The following is an 18,888-nucleotide window of genomic DNA, read 5'->3' as shown; positions in this document are numbered from 1 at the left end:
CTGACATGCCGGCGGGACAGCGCCCCCCTCTGGCCTGCCGGCCATGTCCCCCACTTGGGGGGAGATTGGCAGTTCCACCCTTAGATCAGCTTCTCCAACGTGATCGGCAGATCCCTAATCCGCTTGCCCGTCGCGTGGAACACAGCATTCGCAATGGCCGGCGCCATGCCGACGATCGCCAGTTCACCGACGCCTTTGCCACCAAGCACCGAGGAGTGCAGGTCGGGGATGCCGACCGAGATCACCTGGATGTCGGGGACGTCGGCATTGGTGGGGACGAGATAGTCGGCGAGGTTGTTGTTGACGATGCGGCCGTGGCGGCGGTCGACAATGCCTTCCTCGAGCAGCGCCTGGCCGATACCCATGATGATGCCGCCCTTCCATTGGCTTTCGGCCAGCTTCGGATTGTAGAGCCGGCCCGAATCCAGCGCCGACACCACGCGCGACACGCGCACCGTGCCGAAATCCTCGTCGACGCGCACCTCGACGAAATGCGCGCACCAGGAGTGGCGGGAATAATCGCCCTCGGTGTGTGGCAGCGCCATGGCGATGGTGGTGTAGTTCTTGTAGCGATCCTCGGCGGTCGAATTGGCCGGCATGGTGTCGCCGGTCGCCTCGACGCGGTCGCGGCCGACGCTGTTGAGCAGTTCGGCGATCGAGACATCGGGACCTTCGCCGCGTGGTGCGGTGATGCGGCCATTGGCGACGACCAAAGTGTTGGCCTGCAGCGCGTGGAAGGGCGAGCGCGGATCGCTGATCGCCAGACCGATCAGATGGTCGAGTGCCGAGGTCGCCGCCTTGTGGACAGCGCCCGTCATCACGCCGGCCAGCCGTGACCCGCCGGCGACGCCGGCACGGGGAAAGCGGGAGTCGCCGAGCTTCACCACGACGTTGTCGGCGGGCACGCCGACCGTCTCGGCGGCGGTCTGCGCCAGGATGGTGTAGGTGCCCTGGCCCATGTCGATCGAGGAGCTTTCGACCTCGACCGAACCGTCGGCCAGGATGCGCACGATCGCTTCGCCATAGGCGCGCCGTACCGGATAGGTGCCGGCGGCGACGCCCCAGCCGATCAGGTGGTTGCCATCGCGCATCGAGCGTGGCTCAGGCGTGCGCCTGGCCCAGCCGAAGCGGTCGGCGCCCGCTGCAAAGGCCTCGCGCAACTGCCTGGTCGACCAGGCTTTTTTCGCGTGCGGGTCCTGTTCGGCGTAGTTGCGCAGCCGGATCTCCAGCGGATCGATGCCGACCTCGTAGGCGAGTTCGTCGATGGCGCTTTCGATGCCGAAGGCCGAAGGGTTTTCGCCCGGCGCGCGCATGGCGCCCGGCACCACCGAATTCACCCGCACGACATTCTGTTTCGAGGAGAAATTCGGCGTCGCGTACATGATCGAGGTGACCGAGCCCAGCGGCTCGACCCACATGCCGTCGATCGAGGTTTCGTTGACGCCGCGATGCACGATCGACTGGATTTTCCCGTCATGGTCGGCGCCGATCGTCACCGTCTGGCGGGTCGCGGCGCGGCCGCCGTAACCGGTGAAGGTCTGCGGCCGCGTCATCACCAGCCGCACCGGCCGGCCGAGCATTTTCGCGGCACTCGCGGCAATCGCGCCATGGCTGAGCGCCAGCGCCTTGGAACCGAAGCCGCCGCCGATATAGGGCGACACCAGCCGCACATTCTCGAACGGCACGCCGAACCATTCGGCATAGGTGCGCGCCATGCCGTCCAGCCACTGGCTCGGCTCCCACACGGTGAGGTGGTCGCCCTCCCAGCGGGCGATAAGGCCATGCGGTTCCATCGGCGCCTGGTATTCGCGCGGCGTGTTGTAGGCGGCACAGATGCGCACCGGGGCGGAGGCGAAGGCGGCCTGCGCGTCGCCCCATTCCTTGGTCATGGCGTCGATCGGAATGCCGTCGCCGGCCTTGCCATCGCTGAGGTCGACGATTGCCGGCGTCTCGTCATAGCTGACCTTGACCATCGCTGCGGCGGCCACGGCCTGCTCGAAGGTCTCGGCGACGACGGCGGCGACATGCTGGCCCGAGAAGGTGACGTCGCGCGCCAGCGGGCAGTAGGGTTTGTCGGGCGGCGGGGTGCCGAACCAGTCCGAGGCGGTTTTCAGGCTGATGATCGTGTCCGGTGTCAGCACCTTGAGTACGCCCGGTGCTGCCTCGGCCGCCTTGCTGTCGATGGCGCGCACCTTGCCGGATGCTATGGTGCTTTCGACCAGCACGGCATAGGCGAGCCCTTCGAGCTGCTGCTCGACGGCGTATTTGGCCGCACCCGTGATCTTGGCCGGGCCGTCGACGCGCGACAGCCGGCCACCGACGGCTTCCGCGCCGCCGTCGGAGGCGTCGCCCCGTTTCGATTCACCAACTCTGATGCTGTGAACGGTCATGCCGTTTCTCCCATCTTGAGAATAGCCCGTGCGACGACGCGCGGCGCGAGCTCGATCTTGTAGTGGTTGGCGCCATGGTCGACGGCGCCTTCGACGGCGAGCAGGCTTGCGGCGCGAACAGCTTCCGGCTCCAGCACCTTGCCTTTCAGCGCGTCTTCGACGGCGCGTGCCCGCCAGGGTTTGGTGGCGACGCCACCGAGCGCCACGCGCAGGTCTCGGATGGTGCGTCCGTCGGACTCCAGTTCGAGCCCGACGGCAGCGCTGGCCGCGGCGAACTCATAGGATTGCCGGTCGCGGATCTTGAGGTAGGTCGAACGGCGGGCGGCGGCGGAGGAGGGGATTTCGATGGCGGTGATCATCTCGCCCGGCTCGATCGCGTGTTCCTTGTCCGGTGTCGTGCCAGGCGACAGGAAAAAGTCGTCGACCGGGATGCGCCGTTCGCCGAGATGGACTGTTGCGTCGAAGGCGACGAGCGCGGTGGCGAGGTCGCCGGGATACATGGCGATGCAGGCTTCGCTGGTGCCGAGCACGGCATGGCCCCTGGTGACGCCGCCGATCGCCGAACAGCCGCTGCCTGATACACGCTTGTTGCAGGCGGCAAAATTCGAGGGATCGCGGAAATAGGGGCAACGGGTGCGCTGCATCAGATTGCCGCCAATGGTTGCCATGTTGCGGATCTGCGCCGAGGCTGCTTGCCAAAGCGCCTCCGAGATGGCGGGAAAGCGGTTCTTGATGTCCGCGTGGTCGGCGACATGGCCCATCCTGGCGAGCGCGCCGATGATGGCGCCGCGCTCGTCGATCTCGATCCGGTCCAGCCCCTCGAGATGGGTGATGTCGACCAGCGTGTCGGGGTTGGCGACGCCGCATTTGGCGAGGTCGACCAACGTGGTGCCGCCGGCAAGCAGCATGGCGCCGGGGAGCGCGGCCGCCTGGCGGGCGGCGTCGGCCGAGGTGGCGCGAAGATAGGAAAAATCCCTCATGACGCGGCCTCCAGCGCTGCCTGGCGCACGGCGGCGACAATGTGCGGATAGGCGCCGCAGCGGCAGAGATTGCCGGCCATGTATTCGCGGATTTCTTCGTCCGATCCGGCATGGCCCTCGCGGATGCAGGCGACCGCCGACATGATCTGGCCTGGCGTGCAATAGCCGCACTGGAAGGCGTCCTGTTCGAGGAAGGCAGCCTGCACGGGATGCAGTTCGCCCTCCCGTGCAAGCCCCTCTATGGTGGTGATGGTGCGGCCCTCGGCTTGCGCGGCCAGTGTCAGGCAGGCCAGCACGCGCTCGCCGTCGACATGGACGGTGCAGGCACCGCATTGGCCATGGTCGCAGCCCTTCTTGGTGCCGGTCAGGCCGAGCCGGTCACGCAGGGCGTCGAGCAGTGTGACACGCGGTTCGAGTTCCAGCGTGTGATGCTTGCCGTTGATATCGAGATGGACGGGAATTGTGGTCTTGCTGGTCATGGGCGTCTGGCTCCAGTTGCTTGACGCTTGGGGGATGCATTGGAGTTAGGGGTAGGGAGGGTCCAACCGTTCCTTCGGGCGGACCGCTCCTCACCCCAGCAGGTCCTCGATCCGGATCGGAAAGCGCCGCGGGCGCACGCCGGTCGCATGCCAGACTGCATTGGCGACGGCGCCGGCCGTGCCGGTGATGCCGATTTCACCGACGCCCTTGATGCCGAGTGCGTTCACGTGAGGATCGTCCTCATGAACCAGCAGCGCTTCGACCGACGGCACGTCGGCATTCACCGGGACATGGTATTCGGCGAGGTTGGCATTTTGGATCCGGCCGGAGCGCCGGTCGGTGACGGCTTCCTCATGCAGCGCAAAGGAAACGCCCCAGATCATCCCGCCATAATACTGGCTGCGCACCAGCCGCGGATTGATGACCTGTCCGGCAGCGAATGCGCCGACCAGCCGGGTGACGCGGATCTGGCCCAAATCCGGGTCGACCTTGACCTCGGCAAAGACGGCACCATGCGCGTGCTTGGCGTAGGCCTCCTGCGACGCCGGATCCGGTGCACCCTTGCCATGGCCTTCGATCTCGGCAAGGCCCGCGCGGGCAAGGATCTCGCTATAGCTTTCGCTGCGGCTTTCATCGTCGCGCCGGTAGAGGCGTCCGCCGCGCGCCAGCACGCCTTCATTGCCGGCGCCGAACAGGGGCGAGGCTTCGTTGCGGGTGGCGAGGTCGGCAAGTCTGGCGATGACCGCCGCACCCGCATTGTGGATGGCCATGCCGGCCGTTGCCGTGTGACCCGACCCGCCGGCGATGCCCGCATTGGGCAGGTCGGAACTGCCGGCCCTGAAATCGACCTGGTCGATGTCGAGCCCCAGCCCGTCGGCTGCAATCTGGGCAAAGGCGGTCCAGGCGCCTTGCCCCATGTCCTGGGCGCCGGTCTCCATCAAGCCGCTGCCGTCGGCCCTCAGCACCGCGCGTGCCTCGGCCTGGAACATGAGGGCCGGGAACGTCGCCGTGCCCATGCCCCAGCCGGTGAGGAAACCGTGGGCGTCGCGCATCCGCCGCGGCTGCGGCGGGCGGCTCGCCCAGCCAAACGCCTCGGCCGCCTGTTCGTAACATTCGCGCAGCGCCTTGGAGGAGAACGGCTTGCCGGTCATGGGCTCGACTTCGGCATAGTTCCTGAGCCGGAATTCCAGCGGGTCCATGCCGCAGGCATGCGCCGCCTCGTCGATAGCGCTTTCCAGCGCGATCGAGCCGGTGGCCTCGCCCGGCGCGCGCATGAACAGCGGCGTGCCGGTGTCGAGCCGCACGGCATCGTGCGAGGTGGCGATGGCCGGACTGGCATAGAGCGTGTGCGATGCGTCGGCCGCCGGTTCGAAGAAATCGTCGAATGTGCTCGATGTGGTCCTGGCGTGATGGGAGATCGCGGTCAGCCGCCCTTCGCCATCCATACCCATGCGCAATGTCTGGCGCGTCGGGGCGCGATGACCGACCGGTCCATACATTTGCTCGCGTCGCAGCACCAGCTTGACCGGGCGGCCGACGAGCTTCGCCGCCAGTATGCCCAGCACTTGCGGCCCGGAAATCATGCCCTTGGAGCCGAAACCGCCACCCAGGAACGGGCTGCGGATATGGACGTTTTGCGGCGCGATGCCGAACAGGCCGGCGATGCGGCCCTGCGCCATGGCAAGGCCCTGGCTCGGCGTGTCGACCGACAGCCGGTCGCCATCCCAGGCAGCGACGATTGCGTGGGGCTCCATGGCGTTGTGGTATTGCGCTGGCGTCTCGTAAGTCGCCTCGATCCGCGTCCTTGCCGATTCGAGGCCGGCTTCGACATCGCCCTTCCGCTGCACCGCCGGGTTGCCGACGCCAACACCGCGGGGCACGAAGCTTTTGGCGCCGTCGAGACCAACGCGCGCCGGCTCCGCTTCATAGCGCGGCGAAAGCAGCGCCGCGCCTTCGGTCGCCGCTTCCAGGGTCTCCGCGATCACCACGGCAATACTCTGGTTGGCGTAGCGAACCGCATCGTTCTGCAGCAGGTCGAGCCGGAACATGAAGGGATGGTCCTTGGCATCCGGATCGACGGCGAGCGCCGGCCGGTTCAGTGGCGTCATAACCTCGACCACGCCCGGATGCGCCTTGGCCGCCTCGATATCCAGCGACACGACCCGGCCGCGCGCGATGCTCGAGACGGCGAGCACCGCATAAAGCATGCCGGGCGGGTGGTTGTCGGCGGCGTAGCGCGCCGTCCCGGTGACTTTCAAGAATCCGTCGCGGCGGGTCAGCGGCTGGCCGATGCTGGAGCCCTGACGCGTATGGGCGTGTTGCTGGTTGAGGCCGAGTTCAAGCGTCATGGCGCACTCCTGGAATGGAGGAAAAGGGTGAGGCAGGAAGGGCCGGGATCCGCTCGGGCGTTCCGGCCTTTGCTGATATCAGCGCCCTGACGACAATGCGGCGGGCAAGCTCGATCTTGAAGGCATTGTCGCCGGAGGGGCTGGCGTCTGCCAACGCGGCGTCCGCGGCGCGAACGAAGCTCGCCTCGTCGGCATCGGCGCCGAGCAGAGCGGCTTCCGCCGAACGCGCGCGCCATGGCTTGGCCGCGACACCGCCCAGCGCCAGCCTTGCGCCGCGGATCTTGCCGCCATCGACGACAAGTGCCGCGGCCGCCGAAACGACGGCGAAGGCATAGGAGGTGCGTTCGCGCACTTTCAGGTAGCGGGCGTGAGCGGCGAAGGAGGCTGCTTCCGCCGGCAGGCGCACTGCAACGATCAACTCGCCCGGCTCCAGCACAGTCTCGCGCTGAGGGGTGTCGCCAGGAAGCCGGTGGAATTCCTCCAGTGTCACATGGCGCCGGCCTTGCTTGCCCTCGATCTCGACCACGGCATCCAGCGCCACCAGCGGCACGCAGAAATCGGAGGGATGGGTGGCGATGCAGGCATCGCTCCAACCCAGAATGGCGTGCAGGCGGTTCTCGCCGCCCAGTGCCGAGCAGCCGGAACCGGGCTCGCGCCTGTTGCAGGCGCTGGCGGTGTCGTAGAAGTAACTGCACCGCGTGCGCTGCAGCAGATTGCCGCCGACGGTGGCGGCATTGCGAAGCTGCGCCGAGGCGCCCGAAAGCAGCGCTTCGGCCACCGCAGGATAGGCCTTGGCGAAGGCCGGATCGTGTGCGAGATCGGCATTGCGGACAAGGGCGCCGATGCGCAAGCCGCCATCATCGAGCGTTTCGATGCGATTGAGTTCCGGCAGGCGGGTAATGTCGACGATCCGTTCGGGGCTGGTAATGCCGCCCTTCATCAGATCGAGCAGATTGGTGCCGCCGGCGAGATAGGCCGAGCCCGGTCCGGCCGCCGCCGCTATGGCTTCGGAGATGGTGGCCGGCCTGACGTAATCGAAGTCTCTCATGCCGCGGTCCTCCGGTCGGTTCTGGCAAGTTGTTGCTGGGCTTCCAGGACGGCCTCCACGATGCCGCCATAGGCGGCGCAGCGGCATATGTTGCCGCTCAGTCCCTCGCGGATGCGCTCGGGATCGGCGCCAGCCTGTCCTTCGGCGATCAGGCCGAGCGTGCTCATGATCTGGCCGGGCGTGCAGAAGCCGCACTGGAAGCCGTCATGGGCGATGAAGGCGGCCTGCACCGGATGCAGTTCTTCACCGTGCGCGACACCTTCGATGGTCAGCACCTCGGCGCCGTCATGGCTGACCGCCAGCGCTAGGCAGGAGTTTATGCGTTTGCCGTCGACCAGGACCGTGCAGGCGCCGCACTGGCCGCGGTCGCAGCCCTTCTTGGTGCCGGTGAGCTCAAGCCGCTCGCGCAGCAGGTCGAGCAAGGTGACGCGGGTGTCGACCTCGAGTTCATGGTGGTGTCCGTTGACGGTAAGCGAGAGGGGAAGGGTGGTCATGGGCGTCTGGCTCCAGTTGCTTGACGCTGAGGGGGATGATCTGGCGCTTTGGCAGGGAAGGACAAGGTCAGGCGACAGCCAATCCGCCGCAGGCGGGGAAGGTGACAGCTTGCGGCTTCGAAAGACGTGACATACCGGGCTCCCTGATTATATGATAAAGGTTCTCCACTAAAAGCGGAGGTGCCTCCGTTTATTTACGTGGGGGCTGGCCACGCATGGTTCAAGCCCCCATATCCCTGGTGGAGAAAAAAATTGGCTTTTGAGCCTGTCACGACTGTCGAACAAAACCCCGCCGCCGCAGACAAGCCGTTGCGCGCCGACGCGCGGCGCAACCGCGACAAGCTGGTCGAGGTGGCGGCCATCATGTTTGCCGAACGCGGCATCGACGCCTCGCTGGAGGAGATCGCGCGGCGCGCCGGCGTCGGCATCGGCACGCTCTACCGGCATTTCCCGACGCGCGAGCATCTGGTCGAGGTGGTCTACCGCCGCGAGGCGGAGGCGCTGTGCGCTGCCGCCGGCGAGCTTGCGGCAAAACATCCCTCCGATGTCGCTCTGGAAGAGTGGATGCACCGCTTCGTCGACTACATCGCCACCAAGCGCGGCCTGGCGACCAGCCTGCGCATCCTGTTCACCACCAATTCGACGCTGTTTTCCGACACGTCGGGACGCGTGTCGCAGGCCTTGCGGCAACTGGTCGAGGCGGCGGTGGCCGACGGCACGATCCGCGGCGACGTCGATGCCTCCGACGTGCTGCATGCGCTCGGTGGCATCTACTCGGCGCCCGACACGCCAGAATGGCGCGACCGCTCGCGCCGGCTGGTGAAGCTGTTGATGGACGGGTTGCGGTTCGGGGCCGTGAAGCGGCCGGAATGAGAACAGTTCGGACGATCGGCATCGGCGCGGCGCAATCGGGCTTGCACGCCGGATTCGTTCTAGCCATGGGCTGGCCGCAAGCAGCGGCATCCAGCATCTGAGCTCCGGCCCGGCATAATTCGACCACGTTTCCTGGCGAGGAGTCCGACGCGCCGGCCTTCCCCGCCGAACTTTCCGACCCCTCAGCGCATCCTGTCCATTTGTGATATGATCGCGGCAGGGAATGCAGACATGGGGCAGCCCAATTTTCACCGTGACGGTAGCAAGCCCGACGCGGAGCTGGTGATGGCGGCACGCGGTGGCGAGGCGCCCAGTCTCGGCCTGCTGTTGGAACGCTACCGGCCGCAGCTCTATGCCATCGCCTTGTCGATGCTAGGCTACACCAGCGATGCCGAGGACGCGGTCCACGAAACTTTCGTCACCGCGCTCACACGGCTGGATGGCCTACGCGATCCCGCCGCGGTCGGCGGCTGGCTGCATTCCATCCTCAGGAACCACTGCCTGATGGCGCTGCGCCGGCGCCGGCCCTGCGCCAAGCCGGCCGAAACCGACCGTGTTTTCCGCGAGCTCGCGGACGAGGAGCGCATCGAAAGCCGGATCGAAAGCCGCGACCTGCGGGACTGGGTGTGGGCAGCGCTTGGCCGGCTGCCGGAGATGCAACGCGCCACCGTCATGTTGCGCTATTTCGGCAGCTCGCCGAGCTATGAGGAGATTGCAGCCATCCTGGGCGTGCCGGTCGGCACGGTGCGCAGCCGGCTGTCCAACGCCAAAGTCAGGCTTTCGGAGCTCTTGCTGGCATCGGCCGGCCTGTCCGACAGGGATCACCAGAAGCTGGTGGCGGAGCGTCTTGCTTTCTATGTCGCGGAATTCCGCTCGCTCTATGGCGGTGGCAGGGACCGCTTCCTGGCCCACTACGCCGACGACCTCGAAATCGGCTTGGCGGGGGGACCGCGGCGCCTCGGGCGTCATCTGTTTGCCGAGATCGTCGACGAGGACACCGGCGATGGCGTGCGCGCCGAGCCGGTGCGGGCGCTGGCCAGCGGCAATGTCACCGTGCTCGAAGGCAATTTCCTCAATCCGCCGGAAGATCCGTTCCACTGCCCGCCGGGCTTTGCCTTCGTTCTGTTCCATGGCGAGCACCAGGTGCGCGGCATGCGCATCTACAATTCCGCACGGCCGGCCCGCTCGGAGGAATAACGTCTTCGTGAAAATCCGGCGGCGGCGAACTTTCCGGTTGGCCGCTTCATCCTTTCTGGGTCACGCGGCCGGCTTCCGGCGCGCCAACCCACAGCAAAGGAGGAATATCATGTCTGCCGTCAGCCGTATTCGCAACACTCTCGCCCGTGCCATGGTTCTCGGCTCGGTCCTCGCCATTCCGGCCCTGGCTCCCGCCCATGCCGACGATTACGACGCTACCCTCAAGGACATCCAGTCGACCATGGGCGGCGTGCCGAGCTTCGTGAAGCAGTTCCCGAAGGCCGGCCTGCCCGGCGCCTGGGCCGAGGTCAAGGCCATCGAGCTCAGCGAGAACACAGCGCTGTCGCCGAAGGTGAAGTCGCTGATCTCACTGGCGGTCGCCGCGCAGATCCCGTGCAGCTACTGCATCTGGTCGGACACGCAGGCCGCCAGGAAGGCCGGCGCCACCGACCAGGAGATCCAGGAGGCGGTCGCCATGTCGGCGTTGACGCGCCACTGGAGCACCATCTTCAACGGCATGCAGGTCGATTTCGACACGTTCAAGAAGGAGATGGCCGGGGAGTAGGGGAATAGGGGAATGTGGTCGATCCGCACTCCCTATTCCCCAGTTCCCTCCTCAGGGAGGATAAGGACATGAACGACGCCCTCGCCAACGACTCCACCTTCATGACCGCCACCCGTCTGGCGGCGGCGATCCGCGAACGGCGGATCAGCGCCGGCGAGGCCATGGAGGCGCAGCTGGCCCGTATCGCCCTGGTCAATCCGCTCATCAACGCCATCGTCACTCTCGACGAGGCGGCGGCCCGCGCCGGGGCGAAGGCCGCCGATATGGCGATCGCGCGCGGCGATGCCGTCGGCCCGCTGCATGGCGTGCCGATTACCCTGAAGGACGGCCACGCCACCGCGGGCATGCGCACCACGGTCGGCCTGACGGCCTGGGCCGATCACATTCCGACAACGGACAGCACCATTGCCGCCAGATTGCGCAAGGCCGGCGCCATCATCATCGGCAAGACCAATGTTCCGCCCAGGCTCCGCGACCTGCAGACCTGGAACCCGATCTTCGGCCGCACACTCAATCCCTGGGATGTCGCACGCACGCCGGGCGGCTCCAGCGGCGGCGCCGCGGCCGCGGTCGCTGCCGGGCTGGTGCCGCTGGAGATCGGCAGCGACGCCGGCGGCTCGATCCGGGTACCGGCGCATTTCTGCGGCATCTATGGCTTCAAGCCGACGGAGGCGACGGTGCCGATCACCGGCAGCTATGGCGATCCGCCCGACATGCCGCGCAGCTTCCGCCTGCTGTTAGGCATCGGGCCGCTGGCCCGCGATGTCGACGATCTCATCCTCGCTCATCGCATCATCGCCGGCGCCGACGGCCTCGATACGGAGGTTCCGCCGGTCGCGCTGGAAGAAGGGCCGGAGCCGCCGCTCGACCGGCTGAGGGTCGCCTGGGCGCCGACTTTTCCCCGGGTGCCGGTCGCGCTCGACATCGCCGATGCGATCGCCGGCTTCGCCGCCGTCATCGAGGCCGGCGGCGCGCGCGTGGGGCAGGCCTTGCCGTCGCATGATTTCGCTGCCGAGCGGGCGCTGTTCTCGGACCTGATCACTTGGTACTCGCAGGTCTTCCAGCTGCCGCGCGACGCTTCGCCGTCGCTGTCGGCCTATATCGAGGCGCTCAACCAGCGCGATGAATTCATCTTCGCCTGGGAGCGCTTCTTCGACGACTGGGACGTGCTCGTCTGCCCGGTGACGATATGCACCGCCTTCCTCCACCGAGAGATGGGCGTGCCGATCCCGGTCGACGGCGTCGAAACGCCGTACTGGGCCGCGCTGAGCCACGCTTGCCGCTTCAACCTGACCGGCCATCCGGTGGCAGTCATCCCGATCGGCCTCGACCGTGAGGGCCTGCCGATCGGCGTCCAGCTCGTCGGCCGCCGCCACGCGGACCTGAGACTGCTTGCCATTGCTCGGGCACTGGCCAGGCTCACCGACGGCTTTGTCAGGCCGCCTGGACTGTGAACGGTCGCGGCGTGCGGCGGTCCGCGCCGCCGCGGTCACGGTGTCGTGTCCGCGTGCTTGAAGGTCAAGCCGAACCGCAACGACGCCAAGACTTCCTCTCGACGCTGTAGCGAAGCGATTATTTCCTCGCTTCGACCAGGACCACGAGGGATTCCGGCACCACGCCGTCATGGGCCATCGCATCGGCGGCAGCCTTGCTCTGCATCATTCCCGCCAACTTAGCCATGTCGGGAACGTCCATCATGACCGCCACCCGGGTCGGGTTCTGGGGATCGATGAATGTGCGGATGTTGGTTACCCCGAGCGCACCGAAAAGCTCCGCCCGCTTGGGTGAATTGAGCCAGTGCTTGGCATCTTTGGTGATGTTGTGGTGGGCAATGACTGTCGGCATGGCATCCTCCCGAGGTGGCGCCGACGGTCGAGATCCCGCCTTTCGCAGCGATCCACCTTCGCGAGCGAGTGAGCGCCGTTTCCTTCGACCTGTCAATTAGCAATTGCTGGGGCCAGTGAGCGGCGAGGCGCCCTCGCGAATGCCGGCTGGAAGGGCTGTCGTCGATCGCCGCGGTCGATCCCGGCCCGCAGTCGGCGATCGAGATCGCCAAGGACGGTCCGCTCAAGGCCACCGGGCCGGAGCCCGAGGACCCGGACGGCGCGCGACCACATGCGCCGGCCTTGTGCGGCTCTCTACCAAGAACGGCCATTCATCCCGGACATGCGGCATGCTAGAGCGGCGGAGCGTTTCCTGGAATTGCGCCAGGCGTCACGGCAGGATAGCTCGATTTGTCCGCTATCCACGTTTTCGAGGGCATTCAATGTATGTAGGCCGTTCCTACAAGGTGGTCGATTTCGCGCTCTGGTCGCGGCGCAGCGTCCTTTACATGGTGGTGGTGAGCGGGCTGGCCGTGGCGGCCTACCGCCTGCCGGGCATTGCCGGGTTCTCCGTGCCATGGTCGGTGGTGCTGGTGCTCGGCACCACGGTGTCGCTGGTCGCAGGCTTCAAGAATTCGCAGGTGTTCACCCGCAGCGGTGAGGCGCTGCAGGCTTTCACGCAGATCACGGCCAGCAGCCGGATGTGGTCCAATTTCTGCCGGGACTTCCTCGATGCGCCGACGGCTCGGCAGCTCGTCTACCGCCACATCGCCTGGATGACGGCGCTGCGATACGCGCTGCGGCGGCCGATGCCGTGGGAATCGATGGGGAAGGCCGCCAACATCGAATACCGGCGCCGTTACCACATCCAGGAGGACAAGGGCTCGATCGCCGACGACTTGCGCCCGCTGCTGGGCGACCAGACCGCGGCTGTCCTGAAATCGCCTCGCCCGGCGATAGCCTTGCTCGAATTGCAGTCGGTCCAGGTCAACGGGCTGCTCAAGGACGCCAAGGTCCCGCCGCAGGTCTATGTCGAACTGACGAAGCTGATCCGCGACTTCCACGACCAGCAGGCGCGCTGCGACCGCATCAAGAACAATCCCTATCCCCGGCAATACGCCATCGTCAGTTCCATGTTCGTGATGATCTTCTGCACGCTGCTGCCGTTCGGCGTTGTTCCGGTGTTCGCCGACATGGGCAAACTGGACGGCATGCTCGGCTCCATCGCCATCTGGCTGACGATCCCGTTCAGCACGCTGCTGGGCTGGGCTTACATGTCCCTCGACCAGGTCGGCGAGAGCAGCGCCAACCCCTTCGAGGGCAACGCCAACGATGTGCCGATCTCGCAAATCTGCCGCGACATCGAGATCGAGATGCGCGCCGGGCTCGGCGAGAGCGACCTTCCCAAGCCCTTGCTGCCGGTCAACGACATCGCCATGTGAGGTGGGCAGGCGCCTACCGGCGGGAGATCACCCGCAGCCAGGGCGCCAGATGGAAAGCGCTCATCAGCAGATACATGGCAGGCATTCCGGTCAGGATCGGGCCGGCCAGCGGCGAGGGATTAGCGTCCATGCATAGCATGGCGGCATCGCCACCCTGAAGACAGGAGACCAGCGCCATCACCGCGAAGGTGGGCGCCGCGGCGAGACACAGCCAGTCGGCGATGCCACGAGGGGCGGCATTTTCGGCGCTGCCGATGCCGGAATGGATATCGCTCATGGTCTTATTCCCTTGGTGGTTGCGACCCGTCGGGACCTGGGTTCCTCGGCCCTGCCGGAGGCGGGAGGGGAACCCAGGCTGGACAGTCTCGCGCCGGCTACTGGTTGGCCTTGTCGCGGAAGGCGGCCTCGCCGGCGGCGGACACTTCGGCCCATTTCTTGTCGGCTCCGGCTTCGTAATTATCGTGCCAGTTCCACCAGCTGTAGAGCGGGGTCTGCGGGTAGCCTTCGGGCGAGTCCTCCCAGGTCTCCTGGCGGCCGAGCGGCGTGACGTCGAGATAGCTCCAGACAGTACCCAACGCCTCGTCGCCGCGGTTGTTGATGAAATAGGTGCGGAAGATGCGGTCGCCATCATGGATGAACACGTTGTGGCCGTGCCATTCGTCGACGCCGAAATCCTTGTCGAAGCTGTCGGTGATCGTGTACCAGGGCATCTCCCAGCCCATCCGTTGCTTCAGCCGCGCAATGTCGGCCTGCGGGGCGCGCGAGGCATAGGCAAGCGTGGTGTTGCGGGCGTTGAGATGGGCGAGGTGGCCGACCTGGTCGGCGCCGAGCGAGCAACCGCGGCAGGCGTGCTCCGGCCAGCCATAGACGCCGGGCTCGAAGAAGGCGCGGTAGACGATCAGCTGGCGGCGGCCTTCGAACAGGTCGAGCAGGCTCACCTTGCCATCGGGGCCCTCGAAGACATAAGCCTTGTCCACTTCCGTCCATGGCATGCGCCGGCGTTCGGCCGACAGCGCGTCCCTGGCGCGCATCGTCGCCTTTTCCTTCACCAGCATCTTTTGGTGGGCGGCTTCCCAATCTTGCCGTGAAACGATCGGCGGGGTCTTCATCGTCATGGTCATTGGTCTTCTCCTTTGCCAGTCGTGGCGTCGTTGCGGTGTGGTGTTGCCTGGGGATGTCGGGGTGCCGCAGGCACGGCGGTGTCCGAGAGATCCGGCCCGGCGCAGCAGGGGTGGCGTCCGGCGTGCTTGGCCGTATCATTCGACGCTTCGACGTCGAGCTGGAGGTCAGTGGAAGCAGGCATCTTCTTGTTCTCCAATGCGTGCCGTCATTGCCGGCTTGCTGGTTGACGGTACTGACTTAAGTTAGGGCGGCGCGGCGCCGAGGTGGGAGTTACAAGTGTGACGGGATTTGAATGGACTCGCTGATCACCTCGGCGGCGCTGGCGCTGGCGGCCGGCGATCCGCTCGGCGCGCTCGATCGCGTCGCCCTGCGCGAGGATGCGCCGGCGCTGGCGCTGCGCGGCATCGCCATGGCGCAGCTCGGCGACTTCGATCGCGCCAAGCTCTTGTTGCGGCGGGCCGTGCGCGCCTTCAGCCCGAAAGAGGCGGTGGCGCGCGCCAGATGCGTCGTCGCCGAGGCCGAGATCGCGCTGGTCTCGCGTGATCTCGGTTGGCCGGCAAAGGCGCTCGACGCGGCCCGCACGGCGCTGGAAAAGCATGGCGACCGGTTGAACGCGGCGCATGCCGGCCATCTCAAGGTGCGGCGGTTGCTGCTGATCGGCCGCCTCGACGAGGCCGAACATGTGCTGGCCGGGCTCGACCCCGCGCCGCTTCCGCCGGCGGCCAGGGCCGCGCACGAACTCGCCGTCGCCGGCATCGCCATGCGGCGCCTGCGGACCAGGCCGGCGCGCGCGGCGCTGGAGTGGGCGCGCCATGCCGCCCGCAAGGCCGGCATTCCCGGCCTGATCGCGGAGGTCGACAGCGCATGGCTGGCGCTGGAGACACCCGCTGCGCGGCTGATCGTGCAGGGCAGGGAGCAGCCGCTGCTGCTCGAAGAGGTCGAGGCATTGCAGGGATCGCCGGCGCTGGTCGTCGATGCTTTCCGCTACGCCGTGCGCAGCAGCGGGGTCACGGTCTCGCTGGCGAGCCGGCCGGTGCTTTTTTCGCTGGCACGTTCGCTCGCCGAAGCCTGGCCCGGGGACGTGTCGCGGGGGGAACTCGTGGCGCGGGCCTTCGGCGGCAGGCATGCCGATGAATCGCACCGCGCGCGCCTGCGCGTCGAGATCGGGCGGCTGCGCGCCGAGCTTCGCGCACTGGCCGGCATCAGCGCCACCAAGCATGGCTTCACGCTGGCGCCGCGCCAGGCGCGCGCCGTGATGGTGCTGGCGCGGCCGATCGAAGAGCGGCACGCGGCCGTGCTGGCCTTGCTGGCCGACGGTGAGGCCTGGTCGAGCTCGGCCCTGGCGCTGGCGCTTGGAACCGGCCAGCGCAGCGTGCAGCGGGCGCTCGAGCCGCTTGCCGAGGCCGGCAAGGTGCAGTCTTTCGGCCATGGCCGGGCGCGCCGCTGGATGACGCCGCCGGTGGCGGGTTTCACGACCACCTTGTTACTCCCGGCGCCGCTGCCGAACGGCTAGGAAGCGATGAGGACCACCATCGAGGATCAAGACATGAAACATTCAGCGGCCGAAATTTTGAGGGAATACGGACCCTTTCCCGGTGCCAATACGGTGGCCGGGGTGAGCTTTGACGGCAAGAACGTCTGGTTTGCCTCGGGCGACAGGCTGAACGCCTTCGATCCGGAGAGCGGTCAGGCGTTGCGCTCGATCGATGTCGCCGCACATGCCGGCACCGCCTATGACGGCCGGCATTTCTTCCAGCTCGCCAAGGACCGCATCCAGAAGATCGATCCCGACACGGGGGAGGTGCTTTCCACCATTCCGGCACCCGGCAATGGCGGCGATTCCGGGCTCACCTGGGCAGAGGGCGCGCTCTGGGTCGGACAGCACCGGGAGCGCAAGATCCACCAGATCGATCCCGAGACCGGGGCGATCCTGCGCACCATCGAATCCAACCGTTTCGTCACCGGGGTGACCTGGGTCGACGGCGAGTTGTGGCACGCCACCTGGGAGGGCGACGAAAGCGATCTGCGCCGCATCGACCCACGGACAGGCAAGGTTCTGGAGAAGCTCGACATGCCTGCCGGCATGGGCGTCTCGGGGCTGGAATCCGATGGCCGCGACCGCCTCTTCTGCGGCAGCGGAAACGCCGGCGTGGTGCGGGCGGTGCGCCGACCGAAGTGAGGACACGAATTTTCCCCCACCGACTGGCCGCTGCGCGATGTCGAGCCTAGATAGGCTGGACCATCCCCCGCAAAAGGACCAGACCATGCCCGAACAGATCACGTTGAACGACGGCGCCGCCATTCCCCAGCTTGGCCTTGGCGTGTGGCAGGTCGATCACGACATCACCGCGCAAGTGGTGGGCTGGGCGATCCAGGCCGGTTACCGACTGATCGACACCGCCGAGGGTTATCAGAACGAGGAAGGGGTCGGCGAGGCGATCCGTGCCGCCGGCGTGCCGCGAAGCGAGCTGTTCATCACCTCGAAGCTGCGCAACGGCGCCCACCAGCGCGATGCGGCGCTTCGTGCCTTCGACGACACGATGCAGAAGCTCGGCGTCGAGCAGCTCGACCTGTTCCTGATCCACTGGCCGGTGCCCAGCCAGGACAAATATGTCGAGGCGTGGAAGACGCTCGTCGAGCTGAAGCAGGCCGGCCGCATCAAGTCGATCGGCGTCTCGAATTTCAATCCTGATCATCTGGAACGCATCATCGGCGAGACGGGCGTGACACCCGTCGTCAACCAGATCGAGCTACATCCGCGCTTCCAGCAGCGCGCGCTCAGGGAGTTTCACGCCCGGCACGACATCCATACGGAAAGCTGGAGTCCGCTGGGCAGCGGCCGCTTGCTGAGCGACCCGACCATATCAGGCATTGCCCGCAAACACGGCAAGTCCGCCGCGCAGACGATGATCCGCTGGCATCTCCAGCAAGGGCTGATCGTCATCCCGAAGTCGGTCCGCCAGGACCGTATCTCGGCCAATTTCGACGTCTTCGATTTCGAACTGGACGCGCAAGACCTGGAGACGATCGGCGGCATGGATTCGGCCGACGGCCGTAACGGGCCGAACCCGGCGACGGCAGCGTTTTTGTTTTAAAGGAGCTGGCGTTGAAGCTTGCCAATCTCCCCCCTCGTGGGGGAGATGCCCGGCAGGGCAGAGGGGGGCACTGTCCCGCCGGCCACTCAGTCAGTACCACCCAAACCCGCCACAATGACAATATGCTGGCAGACATTGTCGATGTCGCGGATGACATCGTCATTCCAAAACCGGAGCACGGTCCAGCCGTCCTGTTCCAGCCGCTTCGTTCTGAAGGTGTCGACCGCTGCAAGCTCTGCGTCGCCGTGCTGCGATCCATCGAGTTCGACGACGAGCTTCTTCTGCGGGCACGCAAAGTCGGCGATATAGCCGGCAATCGGAAATTGTCTTCGAAAGCCAAGTCCCATCAGCCGATGCGCGCGAAGTTCATTCCAGAGCTTCAACTCTGCGTCGGTCATGATCTTGCGCATCGATCGAGCGTTTGCGCGGTTTTGTGGGGGCAATGGCCTATGCGGCATGGCAGTTTCGATTGTGATTGAGGTTGGCGCTCTACGGCGCCCCCCTCTGTCCTGCCGGACATCTCCCCCACGAGGGGGGAGATCGGCGCCATAGCCCTCGGCGCGTTAAATCCCCGAGCCGTCCAGCTGTTGCGCGTCGTCGCCTTCCCATGGCGCCGGCATCGAGGCGCCCCGGCTGAGATTGGCCGAGGGCATCGGCATCCAGCATTTCAGCTCCGGCTCGACATATTCGACGACGCGGCCGGGCGAGGAATCGGAGGCACGCCAGCCTTCGTCACCGAACTGATCGGCGCGTGACCAATAGGCGAGGTCGACTTCCGCTGGCCCCTGTTCGGACGGGCGGACCGTAACGAGTATCCGGCTGCCGTCTTTCGGCGCGCTGGACATGTGGCGCCAGCGGTCGGGCTCATCCATCGTTTTTCTCCTGCCTTGCTGTGGGATGAAGTGTCGCCTCGCCATCGGAGGCGGTCAACCCAAACTTTGCACGCCCATCCTGTTTCGATGGGGCTGCTTGTTCCGCCCGGTCCGCGGGGCATGTATGATTGTCGGATTGCACCAGCCGCACCGCAGTTG

The 18,888-nt window shown here is 66.5% G+C and carries 19 protein-coding genes; 8 read left to right on the top strand and 11 right to left on the bottom strand.

The window, feature by feature from the left end; all coding sequences use genetic code 11:
• Positions 1–80: 80 nt before the first annotated feature.
• The 6 genes from LB536_RS13900 to LB536_RS13875 form a co-directional block, all read right to left on the bottom strand.
• Positions 81–2,390: a xanthine dehydrogenase family protein molybdopterin-binding subunit gene (locus LB536_RS13900; protein ID WP_224593307.1), complete on the bottom strand. Its 2,310-nt coding sequence runs from the start codon at positions 2,388–2,390 to the stop codon at positions 81–83.
• Entirely contained in the window at positions 2,387–3,370 is a 984-nt protein-coding gene (locus tag LB536_RS13895; protein WP_224593305.1) for an FAD binding domain-containing protein, read from the bottom strand. The genes LB536_RS13900 and LB536_RS13895 overlap by 4 nt, the downstream gene beginning before the upstream one ends.
• On the bottom strand, positions 3,367–3,849 hold the full coding sequence (locus tag LB536_RS13890) for a (2Fe-2S)-binding protein (protein ID WP_224593302.1): 483 nt from the start codon (positions 3,847–3,849) through the stop codon (positions 3,367–3,369). Before LB536_RS13890 ends, LB536_RS13895 begins: the two co-directional genes overlap by 4 nt.
• A gap of 90 nt (positions 3,850–3,939) precedes the next feature.
• Positions 3,940–6,198 carry a xanthine dehydrogenase family protein molybdopterin-binding subunit gene (locus tag LB536_RS13885; protein WP_224593301.1) on the bottom strand — a complete coding sequence of 753 codons (2,259 nt, stop codon included), beginning with the start codon at positions 6,196–6,198 and terminating at the stop codon, positions 3,940–3,942.
• On the bottom strand, positions 6,188–7,246 hold the full coding sequence (locus LB536_RS13880; RefSeq protein WP_224593298.1) for an FAD binding domain-containing protein: 1,059 nt from the start codon (positions 7,244–7,246) through the stop codon (positions 6,188–6,190). Before LB536_RS13880 ends, LB536_RS13885 begins: the two co-directional genes overlap by 11 nt.
• Positions 7,243–7,740 carry a (2Fe-2S)-binding protein gene (locus LB536_RS13875; protein WP_140762169.1) on the bottom strand — a complete coding sequence of 166 codons (498 nt, stop codon included), beginning with the start codon at positions 7,738–7,740 and terminating at the stop codon, positions 7,243–7,245. Before LB536_RS13875 ends, LB536_RS13880 begins: the two co-directional genes overlap by 4 nt.
• Positions 7,741–7,992: 252 nt before the next feature.
• Between LB536_RS13875 and LB536_RS13870 the strand changes: the two genes are divergently transcribed.
• The 4 genes from LB536_RS13870 (at position 7,993) to LB536_RS13855 (ending at position 11,829) form a co-directional block, all read left to right on the top strand.
• A complete protein-coding gene (locus LB536_RS13870) occupies positions 7,993–8,613 on the top strand; it encodes a TetR/AcrR family transcriptional regulator (RefSeq protein ID WP_224593296.1) in 621 nt (206 codons plus the stop codon).
• A 231-nt stretch (positions 8,614–8,844) separates the two neighbouring features.
• Positions 8,845–9,810 carry an RNA polymerase sigma factor gene (locus tag LB536_RS13865; RefSeq protein ID WP_224593293.1) on the top strand — a complete coding sequence of 322 codons (966 nt, stop codon included), beginning with the start codon at positions 8,845–8,847 and terminating at the stop codon, positions 9,808–9,810.
• 109 nt (positions 9,811–9,919) lie between these two features.
• Positions 9,920–10,375, top strand: coding sequence for a carboxymuconolactone decarboxylase family protein (locus LB536_RS13860; RefSeq protein ID WP_224593289.1), 456 nt, complete (start codon positions 9,920–9,922; stop codon positions 10,373–10,375).
• A 68-nt stretch (positions 10,376–10,443) separates the two neighbouring features.
• The gene (locus tag LB536_RS13855) at positions 10,444–11,829 is read left to right on the top strand and encodes an amidase (RefSeq protein ID WP_224593286.1); all 1,386 of its coding nucleotides are present in this window, start codon (positions 10,444–10,446) and stop codon (positions 11,827–11,829) included.
• 118 nt (positions 11,830–11,947) lie between these two features.
• Here the strand turns inward: LB536_RS13855 and LB536_RS13850 are convergent, their stop codons facing one another.
• Positions 11,948–12,220 (bottom strand): hypothetical protein, encoded by a 273-nt coding sequence (locus LB536_RS13850; RefSeq protein ID WP_140762182.1) that lies wholly within the window; start codon positions 12,218–12,220, stop codon positions 11,948–11,950.
• A gap of 421 nt (positions 12,221–12,641) precedes the next feature.
• Between LB536_RS13850 and LB536_RS13845 the strand changes: the two genes are divergently transcribed.
• The gene (locus tag LB536_RS13845) at positions 12,642–13,640 is read left to right on the top strand and encodes a bestrophin family protein (protein WP_224593283.1); all 999 of its coding nucleotides are present in this window, start codon (positions 12,642–12,644) and stop codon (positions 13,638–13,640) included.
• Positions 13,641–13,653: 13 nt separating this feature from the next.
• Here the strand turns inward: LB536_RS13845 and LB536_RS13840 are convergent, their stop codons facing one another.
• Together LB536_RS13840 and LB536_RS13835 are read right to left on the bottom strand one after the other, a co-directional pair.
• Entirely contained in the window at positions 13,654–13,917 is a 264-nt protein-coding gene (locus tag LB536_RS13840; RefSeq protein ID WP_224593280.1) for a hypothetical protein, read from the bottom strand.
• A gap of 97 nt (positions 13,918–14,014) precedes the next feature.
• The gene (locus LB536_RS13835) at positions 14,015–14,761 is read right to left on the bottom strand and encodes a DUF899 domain-containing protein (RefSeq protein WP_224593277.1); all 747 of its coding nucleotides are present in this window, start codon (positions 14,759–14,761) and stop codon (positions 14,015–14,017) included.
• A gap of 293 nt (positions 14,762–15,054) precedes the next feature.
• On the opposite strand from LB536_RS13835, the gene LB536_RS13830 reads away from it, so the two are divergent.
• The 3 genes from LB536_RS13830 (at position 15,055) to LB536_RS13820 (ending at position 17,857) form a co-directional block, all read left to right on the top strand.
• Positions 15,055–16,275: a helix-turn-helix domain-containing protein gene (locus LB536_RS13830; protein WP_224593264.1), complete on the top strand. Its 1,221-nt coding sequence runs from the start codon at positions 15,055–15,057 to the stop codon at positions 16,273–16,275.
• Positions 16,276–16,308: 33 nt separating this feature from the next.
• Positions 16,309–16,941 (top strand): DUF5074 domain-containing protein, encoded by a 633-nt coding sequence (locus LB536_RS13825; protein ID WP_224593261.1) that lies wholly within the window; start codon positions 16,309–16,311, stop codon positions 16,939–16,941.
• Positions 16,942–17,026: 85 nt separating this feature from the next.
• Positions 17,027–17,857, top strand: coding sequence for an aldo/keto reductase (locus LB536_RS13820; RefSeq protein WP_224593258.1), 831 nt, complete (start codon positions 17,027–17,029; stop codon positions 17,855–17,857).
• Between the two features lie 86 nt (positions 17,858–17,943).
• Here LB536_RS13820 and LB536_RS13815 read toward each other — a convergent pair whose 3' ends face one another.
• The gene (locus tag LB536_RS13815; RefSeq protein ID WP_263489052.1) at positions 17,944–18,267 is read right to left on the bottom strand and encodes an endonuclease domain-containing protein; all 324 of its coding nucleotides are present in this window, start codon (positions 18,265–18,267) and stop codon (positions 17,944–17,946) included.
• Positions 18,268–18,420: 153 nt separating this feature from the next.
• Entirely contained in the window at positions 18,421–18,729 is a 309-nt protein-coding gene (locus tag LB536_RS13810) for a hypothetical protein (protein ID WP_140762202.1), read from the bottom strand.
• Positions 18,730–18,888: the final 159 nt, after the last annotated feature.

The sequence above is a fragment of the Mesorhizobium sp. ES1-3 genome, from assembly GCF_020164795.1.
Classification (GTDB): Bacteria; Pseudomonadota; Alphaproteobacteria; order Rhizobiales; family Rhizobiaceae; genus Mesorhizobium.
The sequence above is the reverse complement of the archived record's forward strand: the minus strand, read 5'-3'. Positions and strand labels throughout refer to the sequence as shown.